At 43.8% G+C, this 8,319-nt stretch carries 10 protein-coding genes and 2 pseudogenes; 7 read left to right on the top strand and 5 right to left on the bottom strand.

Features of this window, described 5'->3' with window-relative positions; translation table 11 throughout:
• A pseudogene (locus BM415_RS24000) lies at positions 1–215 on the bottom strand (IS110 family transposase); the annotation flags it as partial.
• A 326-nt stretch (positions 216–541) separates the two neighbouring features.
• Here BM415_RS24000 and BM415_RS23995 point away from each other — a divergent pair.
• The 5 genes from BM415_RS23995 (at position 542) to BM415_RS25710 (ending at position 3,238) form a co-directional block, all read left to right on the top strand.
• Positions 542–700 (top strand): hypothetical protein, encoded by a 159-nt coding sequence (locus tag BM415_RS23995; protein WP_244533723.1) that lies wholly within the window; start codon positions 542–544, stop codon positions 698–700.
• A 32-nt stretch (positions 701–732) separates the two neighbouring features.
• Positions 733–1,065, top strand: coding sequence for a hypothetical protein (locus tag BM415_RS25720; protein ID WP_244533721.1), 333 nt, complete (start codon positions 733–735; stop codon positions 1,063–1,065).
• A complete protein-coding gene (locus BM415_RS25715) occupies positions 1,055–1,303 on the top strand; it encodes a hypothetical protein (protein ID WP_244533720.1) in 249 nt (82 codons plus the stop codon). Before BM415_RS25720 ends, BM415_RS25715 begins: the two co-directional genes overlap by 11 nt.
• A 611-nt stretch (positions 1,304–1,914) precedes the next feature.
• On the top strand, positions 1,915–2,472 hold the full coding sequence (locus tag BM415_RS23985; protein WP_091161880.1) for a hypothetical protein: 558 nt from the start codon (positions 1,915–1,917) through the stop codon (positions 2,470–2,472).
• Positions 2,473–2,902: 430 nt separating this feature from the next.
• Entirely contained in the window at positions 2,903–3,238 is a 336-nt protein-coding gene (locus tag BM415_RS25710) for a LysR family transcriptional regulator (protein WP_348272338.1), read from the top strand.
• A 108-nt stretch (positions 3,239–3,346) separates the two neighbouring features.
• On the opposite strand, the pseudogene BM415_RS23975 reads toward BM415_RS25710, so the two are convergent.
• A pseudogene (locus BM415_RS23975) lies at positions 3,347–4,297 on the bottom strand (MFS transporter); the annotation flags it as partial.
• A gap of 279 nt (positions 4,298–4,576) precedes the next feature.
• On the opposite strand from BM415_RS23975, the gene BM415_RS23970 reads away from it, so the two are divergent.
• Together BM415_RS23970 and BM415_RS25280 are read left to right on the top strand one after the other, a co-directional pair.
• Complete coding sequence (locus tag BM415_RS23970) at positions 4,577–5,413, top strand: alpha/beta fold hydrolase (protein ID WP_091161878.1); 837 nt, start codon at positions 4,577–4,579, stop codon at positions 5,411–5,413.
• Between the two features lie 83 nt (positions 5,414–5,496).
• Positions 5,497–5,658 (top strand): hypothetical protein, encoded by a 162-nt coding sequence (locus tag BM415_RS25280; protein WP_170862602.1) that lies wholly within the window; start codon positions 5,497–5,499, stop codon positions 5,656–5,658.
• Here the strand turns inward: BM415_RS25280 and BM415_RS25275 are convergent.
• The 3 genes from BM415_RS25275 to BM415_RS23960 form a co-directional block, all read right to left on the bottom strand.
• Complete coding sequence (locus tag BM415_RS25275; RefSeq protein WP_170862601.1) at positions 5,655–5,831, bottom strand: hypothetical protein; 177 nt, start codon at positions 5,829–5,831, stop codon at positions 5,655–5,657. The two genes, BM415_RS25280 and BM415_RS25275, sit on opposite strands and share 4 nt — an antisense overlap.
• A 145-nt stretch (positions 5,832–5,976) precedes the next feature.
• Positions 5,977–6,978, bottom strand: coding sequence for a 4-hydroxythreonine-4-phosphate dehydrogenase PdxA (gene pdxA / locus BM415_RS23965; RefSeq protein WP_091161876.1), 1,002 nt, complete (start codon positions 6,976–6,978; stop codon positions 5,977–5,979).
• The gene (locus BM415_RS23960) at positions 6,975–8,270 is read right to left on the bottom strand and encodes a four-carbon acid sugar kinase family protein (protein WP_091161875.1); all 1,296 of its coding nucleotides are present in this window, start codon (positions 8,268–8,270) and stop codon (positions 6,975–6,977) included. The genes pdxA and BM415_RS23960 overlap by 4 nt, the downstream gene beginning before the upstream one ends.
• Positions 8,271–8,319 lie beyond the last annotated feature (49 nt).

Genomic DNA, 8,319 nt, shown 5'->3' with positions numbered 1-8,319 from the left:
TGGTGGGTTTGAAGTAAGGTCTCAATCCAACGTTTGAAAAGCTCGAAGCCGTCACGATGATTTCCAAATTGAAGCGGATTCCCTAGAGCAATCCCACGAAAGCTGACGGCCCTGGCTACATGGGTCTCTTGAGCGATATCTACGCCGACCACTAAATGATGAACGGTAATGTTTTCAATGAGTTGATTTTGTTTGTTTTGTGCTTTAAACTTCATGATAGAGCGACCTCCAGATGGGCTTTTTGAGGCAATGACCTCGTGCGTAACCCCATCATAACGAGGCGTTCTTTTTTATTCAAACTCCAAATATTCGTATTACAGGAATTCTAACGGGAAACGTTAGTTGAATACAACATGAAAATAAAAAGAAGATCGGTTCTTATTGAATCGATCTTCTTTTAGTCAAATCATTAAGTACCAAATGGGAGACGATGCCCCTCGCCTCCATTTAAGTACTTAAGGCATCAACCAGATCATCTGGTTGGTGGTTTTTTAGTTTGTGATATAATAATTAAAACTCAAACAGAACGGAGGGACTTCAGATGGTTGTTAATCGAGAACAGCTCCAAGAAGTTCTAAAAAAAGCAAATCAACATGCACGAAAGCAAGCCAAAGATTTAGGTGCTTCTATCTACTATATAAAAAATAACAAACGTATACGTGAAGAAGCGAAAGGAAATAAGTTTGAAGTTATTATTTGATGAATCCGGACAACGGCAGGAACTTGAATACCATGAATGACATTAAACCGATCATGACGGTTTTCGCCGGAATTAATGGTGCTGGAAAGAGCACGCTAAGTATGCAGATGAGGGATTGGTTGGGGGAACTTGTTGATCCAGATCAGATTGCTCGTGAATTAAACCCGGATGACCCAAGAAGTGCAGATCTGTCTGCGGGTAAAGAAGCTGTTAAAAGAATTCGGGCGTTAAATCAAAGCCATAAGGATTTTGCGATTGAAACTACTTTGTCGGGGACATTTGTATTGAAGCATATGAAAGCCGCAAAAGAAAATGGTTTGTGTGATGTACTATATTGGTCTTCAAGATGTACAGATGCATATTGATCGTGTGGCATCACGTGTCGAGCAGGGTGGACATTGGATCGCTAAAGAGGATATTCGCTATAGATACGGTCAGTCTTTGCAAAATTTAAATCCTGCATTAACAATTGCCGATGAAGTTATCATCATTGATAATACACATGAGCCTAAAATCATTGCCGAGATTCAACAAGGTAAACTTAGAGACTGCGTGTGTTCTGTACCTGCTTGGTCCGAAGGTGTTCTTCTAAAATATATATGACTAATTGAGACTTATCAAAACTGTGACTACACCCGTAGAAGACTAAGTGGTGATAGTTTCAGACCAGGAATTCGAGTCCCCTCGCCTCCAAGATGGTATTTAATGAAAAGTATCGTGTTGAAGGCTTTTAGGAAACTCCATGAAAGAAAAAGAATTAGACAGTGAGCATTTGAACGACGCTCCGCTTGTCTGATTCTTTTTTTATTGTGATAAAGGGAGCTACTGCATTTGAGGATAGACGGGAGATCCACACAGAGTTGAGACAGAACAAGAACATGAATTACGTCGTTTGTACTTGGAGGTAGATGTTCTAAAAAAGTGGTTACTATGTCTATCTGAAGCGTAAAGCTAACGAGTTTGATATGGAGTTGAAACTTAAAATCAAAGAAATTTATGAGCGGCGTGACAAGACGGTAGGGTATCGCCGCATACAGGACGAGCCTTTTGTGTGTAAGTGCATTGAAAAACCACTAGTTGGTTGTACTAAAATATAAGGTTTCCTTATTCATTGCTCAGGGTAAGTAGAATGAGATGCTCGTCCGATGTTTATAATAGAACAAATTTAACCAGTTCAACATACATAGTTAATTGGATATAGTGGAGGTTATGAAGTGGAGTACATTAATAAATTCTTTTTCTCATTACTGGTGTCGGTTGTAGTATTAAATATATCAGGAAATGCTTTGGCTCAGACTAGTGATGTATTTACACAAGCAGTAGAGGAAGCAGGCGTTCCTTTTGATATAAATACATACGATGCGACTACAGCACCTGATGTATTAACTATACATGACAAGGATCGATTAAAGTTCCTCGGAATGAAGCTTGTCACTCCTCTATTCCCTCCAAAAGTGGACAAAGAAGAAGCAGTAAAGATTGCTTATGCTAAAAGTCCGAAGTTTGCTAAAGAAGCGAGCTCAATTAGAGCTGAATATCAGCTTTTTAGCTACCCTTTTATGGATGCATTTACCGAGGAAGCGTTAAACAGTAACAGTCAATTAAAGAAGGATGGGTTTATGCTCAACACACCTGTATACATTGTTACTTTTTTTGGTATAAAAGGTACAGGGCATGCAATGAAAGGTAAAAAAGCTCCAACGTATAGTCAGTTCAATGTAGTCATTGACGCTAATTCAGGTAAATCACTATTGTCATTCACTTATAGATGATGTAATTCGTCGCCATAGTTAACCGAGACAAAAAGAAATAGACCGCCCTTTTGGATGAGGCCGCGGTCTATTTCTCGTAGCTAACCCAACTGCCGACCGCTCTTATAGCGGTATGTTGTACAGGGAGTCGTGTTACAGCACGGCTCCTATTTCTATTCTTATGATATCACAGCTGGATTATACAGGAAATTTATGACGATACGAAGGAATGATTATTTTGCATATATTGACCGAACTCTAAAATATCAGGGATCATACTTCCTTTTTCTTGCCTTTATTAAGGCATTTTTTTATATCTGCGATTTCAGATCCACCAGATTCTCCCCAATATACAGTTCCTCACCCACCCACCCTAAAATCCAGTAACCCTTACCTGAAATTTAAAGGATATCTTAATCGCCCGGTCCCTTCTTATAATATATACAAAGGTGTGTCTATATGGTTAATCGGCAGCTTGGAAGGGGGATACTTTGTGGAATTGCGCCAGCTTGAATATTTTATTCAGATTTGCAAATCGGGGAGCTTCACCAAGGCCAAAGAAGAATTGGGTGTGACCCAGCCTACACTTAGCCAGCAAATTCGGGTGTTGGAAGATGAGAATAATATTCCATTGTTCGATCGGGTTAACAGGGGGGTAGAAGTAACGGAAGCGGGAAAAGTCCTCTTGAATAAGGGCAACGCGATTATGGAGCTTTTGGAAGAGGTGCGAAATGAAATACATAACCGAAGACATAAAACGATAGAATCCATTTCGATTGGATGCTGACCAGCCGAGCTCGAATACCTTGCTCCTTACTTTATGAGACTCCACCAGACCCACCCTCACTTCTCCTGCAAGCTGACCGATTAGCGAGATAAGGGCAGGAAGGGCAATGGCAACACCCGTTGTAAATACAATACTCATCAGGATCAGAAAGGCCAAGTTTTGCCAGACTCCCAATAATCCGAGACCGATGGCAGCCATAATCAATCCGAACCACAACACACGTTTAACGCCATACTTTGCAACTAGCATACCGTCGAACGGAGAAACAAGCATTCCAATAATGCCCGCAGCCCGAACCCACAGGATCTCCTCATGGCTCAATTGAAACGGCGAGCTCGTTAGGTAACTGCCGAGCGTCGTAAAATATCCAACCAGTGCAGTAAACAGAACAGTAGATATGATGTAGCAAAAAGGAAGTCCTTTTTTATGAAAAATGGTACCGATCCGGGCAAAGGAGGCAGAGATACTGCTTCGCTCCTGACCACTATTGTCGCTCGGAATTCCTAAGGTGATGAATAAGAAAGATATGAAATAGATTCCGAATAAAAAATAGAATACGTACGACCAGCTAAATGTGAATACGATGATACTGCTGTAAATTTGCCCAATAATACTGGCCATAAGAAAGGCAGTGCTAATAAATCCGATGATGGTTACCCTCTTTTTGGCTGGGAACATCTCCATGGCGTAGGCTAGAACAGATGGAGGAAACATAGAAGCTGCCAAGCCTTGAAGACATCTTAGAGCAACAAGCCAAGAAAAGGTTTGTGCAGTTCCGATCAATAGTGTTGTTAAGGTCAGCAGCAGAAGACCGGCGATCATCAACTTTTTACGCCCAAACCGATCAGATAGCACACCGAAGAGTAATCCTCCGCCTGCAAATGCAAACGAGAATGCGCTGCCGACCCAAGCGGCTTGAGAGGAAGAGACGGTAAATGTTTCAGCGAATAACGGGATTAGAGGAATCGTAATATAGACAGCGGAGACAACGACCAATGAACACCAGAATAAGATGAGAGTTGCGAATGAGCCAGCGGTGGTTTTGAAACGAATATCCATTTAAATCCTCCTTATGCGTGCACTTAAACTCATCTTATAAGCTGCCGATCTTGCGGATCAATATGGATCTAACTATACATCGTATAGCTTTTCATTATAGATTGAACGATTGAAATAAGATTGCGCTGATTCCTTTCAGGGTAAAATATATATAGAAAAATGCTATAAATGGTATAGTAAATTGCTAAAATACAATACTTAAAAAAAGCGCTATGATGATGAAGAAGAAGGTCAGTGGTGGCTGACTCACAATACTAAATCGAGAGGAAAGTAATAAATATGCCTAAATTAAATGTGGGAACAGAAAACGGACAACCTATTGAATTGCATTTTGAAGATCTTGGCAAAGGTAAGCCGGTCATTCTCATCCATGGCTGGCCGCTCAGCGGACGTTCTTGGGAGAAGCAGGTTCCAGCGCTCATAGAAGCGGGTTACCGTGTAATTACCTATGATCGCCGCGGGTTCGGACAATCCTCTCAGCCGTATAACGGATACGACTATGATACGTTTGCAGCCGATCTTGATCAGCTGATTGGACATCTGGATCTTAACGATGTAACACTGGTCGGGTTCTCAATGGGCGGTGGTGAGGTTGCCCGGTACGTTGGTACGTATGGAACGAGCCGTGTCAGAAAAGCGGTGCTCGCAGGCGCGGTTCCTCCGTACTTCTATAAATCCGCCGAGCATCCGGAAGGTGGTCTGGACGAAGAGACGATTCAAGAATTTCAAGCTGGTCTGAAAGAAGACAGGATTGCTTTTCTCGATGGCTTCACACATAACTTCTTCAAAGCTGGAGATCGAACGGACCTGGTCAGCGAGCCCTTCCGTTTGTACAACCTTGCGATCGCTTCCGCCGCTTCTCCAAAAGGCACACTCGATTGTGTTGCTGCCTTCGGCCGAACCGACTTCCGTGGAGACTTGGACAAATTCGATATCCCGCTGCTCGTGATCCATGGTGATTCCGATGCGGTCGTTCCGCTTGAAGTCAGTGGTCAGCTCTCTCATGAAGCAGTTAAAGGAAGTGAGCTCGTTGTCATCGAAGGCGGACCACATGGATTGAACGCAACTCATCCTGAACAATTTAATAAAGCTTTAATTGAATTCCTGAATAACTAAATGATAAATAAATGAACAAAAAAACACCGCGAGTTTCCTGCCGAGAGCGCTGTCTCCCGAGCTGCGCGGTGTTTTTTTATGATTTGGGGTCTAAATCAAAAGAATCAGACAGTACGAGCGGACAGACCCGCTATGCGGTGGGTAATCCCGCTGCTGCTCAGTCAGAAATACTTGCTGCCGGAGTAAAATATGCGTTCTGCTTCACCCGAAAGAGATCAGAAGCTGTAAAGCTCACAGACTTTTAATGGTAGTTGTTGGATTCACTTTCGGTATATTTGCCGTTATGGTCGTGCTGCGACTGCTTCCGTCGATCATTGCGAGCCTGCTGTTTCTGCTGGGCATCGAGGCTGTTCACAGGTGTGGACTCCAGATCCTTCACTTCATTAATAAGGTTCTTGTCCGGTTGGTTAGTACTCAATTGATAATTCCTCCTTATTTAACTGAAATAGCTTTGTGAAGTTTATTATGTGCCGGGTTATATGCGGCTATTCCGAGGAGCTAAACCATATCAAAAAGACCCAGCGATCGCTGGGTCCTTCATGTAAGCTGCAGTCACGCACGTATTAGATTCGATCCTTTGGAGCCAGCTCAATGGCGGAGCGGATAGCGGCCAGCATGCTCTTGTCCTCAGCAATGTTTTTGCCTGCAATATCAAACGCCGTGCCATGGTCGACAGAGGTGCGAATGATACCGCCCTTCAGCCCAACCGTAATGTTGACGCCTTCTTCAATACCCATGACCTTGATTGGCGCATGCCCTTGGTCGTGGTAGCAAGCAACGACAATGTCAAAATCGCCTCTGCCTGCTCTAAAGAACAGGGTGTCTGCAGGAAGAGGTCCCACTACATTAATGCCTTCCTTCTGGGCACGCTCGATGCCGGGTTGAAGTTTTTCCTCTTCCTCACCGTTGCCGAAGAGTCCATTCTCACCCGCATGCGGGTTAATTCCACAGACAGCGACTCTTGGGTTGTCGAAGCCGGCTTTCTTCAGTGTATCGTGAGCCAGCTTAACGACAGTATACGTTCTTTCCGGGTCAATGCTTTGGATCGCTTCGATAAGCCCCATATGGGTTGTCAAGTGAATTACCCGCAGGTTCGGTGTCGTCAGCATCATCGAGAAATCTTTTGTATCCGTGAGATCCGCTAAAATTTCAGTGTGTCCTGGATATAAATGTCCGCCCTGATGCAGAGCTTCCTTGTTCAACGGTGCCGTACAGATGGAGTGGATCTTATGCTGCTTCGCAAGCTCAATGGCTCTTGCCAGGAACTGAAATGCTGCATCTCCAGCTACAGCGGACACTTCACCGAATTTTAGATCTGCCGGGACGAGATCCAGATCGATCACGTCCACGGTACCAAATTCATATTTTGCCTCAGATGGCTCTTGAATGGAACGCACCTTTAGATCTGAGTCGATGATCGGCAGAACCCGTTCTAATATTTTGGCATCCCCAATCACAAGAGGATTGCAGTTATCGTACATTTCTTGATGGGCTAGTGCCTTCATAATGATCTCGGGTCCAATGCCTGCCGCATCACCCATTGTAATTCCAACTGTTGGTTTCATACTCTATGACCTCCTCTTAACTTTTGAATCGCATGGACAAATACGTCCGGCTTGCCGAATCCGCCTGCTTTGGTAATAACATGCAGATCATTCACGCCAATAAATTTGGAGATCGGCACGCCAATTTCCAGCTCGTCCAATAGCTCAAAGCCGCTGATATTCCACTTCATGCAGATTTGCTTAGCTGTATCTCCGCCTGTCATGGATACTCCCTTGAAATAACCCTTCTCAAGCAGTCTTGCACAAACCTCTCCAATCGCTCGCACAATCTCGTTACTTACCTCGGTATGGTTAAGTCCTCTGGACTCGCCTGTGGTACGTGCTTGTTCGATATCGGTCTGTTCGGCCGTGGAGTAAATCACAATATCCTTGCCCTCTAATGCTCTTGACTTCACTTCTTCATATACACGGTCCATTTCAGCATCGCGCTCCGATTGATCGGATACAGCCTTGTAAGATTTAAATTGTACCGGGTAAACATCCGTTTGTTCAAGCAGCTGTCTAAGCTGTGCGCGGGAGTTCTTGTTAACGCTGCCGACGACGGTAAGAATCGGACCTTGATTTTCAGAGATCGTAAGCTCTACCTGAGTGCTTGAAATGCCGTAATGTTCGGGCAGATAGTTAGCAATACCCGCTGAACCAGCCCATGTAAACGTATAGCTCAGCTGCTTCGTTATTTGCAATATCAGTTCCAAATGAAGCTCTATGGTGGAGTCCACAAGCACATACGGAATGGAATTCTTTTTAAAGTTGTTCAGTTTATTTTCAACATGGTCTTTCCCTGCCTCCAGATCGCTTACAGATATTTCACCGACTTCATACTTCGTTTGAAGCTTAAGCAAGTCTGGAAGGTAAGAGAGCGTAACCGGTGTCTTGGGATCATTCGCAATCTCTGTTTCACCAAGCGGTACACCATTTAAATAGTGGACAGCGTTCAAGATGGTGCGATTATTTTTAGGATAACCAGGTGCAATCATCATAAAGTCAGGCTTTACAACATCATATAGTGCATCAACTTCCGCGCCGATATTTCCACGCATTGTCGAATCCATTTTTTTAAAAATCGTCTCGAATCCGGCCTTTGTTAAGAATTTCGCTGCCCCGCTTACCCGCTGATAGGCCTCTTCCTGGGTAATGGAGCGGCTGTCTGTATCAAAGACGACGGCATCGTAATGACGAATGTTGTCCTCGTCCATATCAAATAATACGCTAGTTTTAAGGCCATGACGTGCGAGTTGGACCCCACTGTCATTGGCGCCAGTCAAATCATCTGCAATGATGGCTAGTTTCATGCAGTTACCTCCTCCTTGAGAAAAATGAGTGCAAATTGAGGGGCTAATT

The sequence above is a fragment of the Paenibacillus sp. 453mf genome (assembly GCF_900116105.1).
In the GTDB taxonomy this organism is placed as follows: Bacteria; Bacillota; Bacilli; order Paenibacillales; family Paenibacillaceae; genus Paenibacillus; species Paenibacillus provencensis.
This window is presented reverse-complemented; position numbering and strand designations above follow the sequence as displayed.

Bases quoted from the DNA above. Each gene is read 5' to 3' on its own strand.
- BM415_RS25720 (WP_244533721.1), top strand. From the start codon at position 733: ATGAATGACATTAAACCGATCATGACGGTTTTCGCCGGAATTAATGGT.
- BM415_RS23970 (WP_091161878.1), top strand. From the start codon at position 4,577: ATGCCTAAATTAAATGTGGGAACAGAAAACGGACAACCTATTGAATTG.
- BM415_RS25715 (WP_244533720.1), top strand. From the start codon at position 1,055: ATGCATATTGATCGTGTGGCATCACGTGTCGAGCAGGGTGGACATTGG.
- pdxA (WP_091161876.1), bottom strand. From the start codon at position 6,978: ATGAAACCAACAGTTGGAATTACAATGGGTGATGCGGCAGGCATTGGA.
- BM415_RS23995 (WP_244533723.1), top strand. From the start codon at position 542: ATGGTTGTTAATCGAGAACAGCTCCAAGAAGTTCTAAAAAAAGCAAAT.
- BM415_RS23960 (WP_091161875.1), bottom strand. From the start codon at position 8,270: ATGAAACTAGCCATCATTGCAGATGATTTGACTGGCGCCAATGACAGT.